The sequence below is a fragment of the Halorubrum sp. SP9 genome, assembly GCF_005435015.1.
Classification (GTDB): domain Archaea; phylum Halobacteriota; class Halobacteria; order Halobacteriales; family Haloferacaceae; genus Halorubrum; species Halorubrum sodomense.
Map to the genome: position 1 here is coordinate 1 of NZ_SGXU01000524.1, position 338 is coordinate 338.

Consider the following 338-nt stretch of genomic DNA (forward strand, 5'->3'; position numbering starts at 1 on the left):
GACCTGCCGCCGAGCGCGAAGCTCGTCGCGAAGGGGTTAGACTACAACGACACGCTGACCCAGAGCGAGCTGGCCGAGGAGACGCTGCTTCCGCCCCGGACCGTCCGCTACGCGCTGTCGCGGCTCGAAGAGGAGGGCGTCGTCGACTCCCGGTTCTCCTTCACCGACGCGCGCAAGCGGCTGTACTCGCTGGGGATCTGAGGCGGGGTTCGGACCGCGCCGCGATCCGCAGGGTCGAGGAGGCGTCCGCGACGGTTTATCCCCGATGCCGCGCCAGTCGGCCCGTGGTCTCGACTACCGCCGTCAAGCGCGCCCTGGCCGCGCTCGCGACGCGCACC

The 338-nt window shown here is 71.3% G+C and carries 1 protein-coding gene; it reads left to right on the forward strand.

Going from position 1 to position 338, the window contains the following annotated elements; translation table 11 throughout:
- A partial coding sequence (locus EXE45_RS18450; RefSeq protein WP_137695170.1) for a helix-turn-helix domain-containing protein occupies positions 1–201 on the forward strand: 201 nt, incomplete at its 5' end.
- Positions 202–338 lie beyond the last annotated feature (137 nt).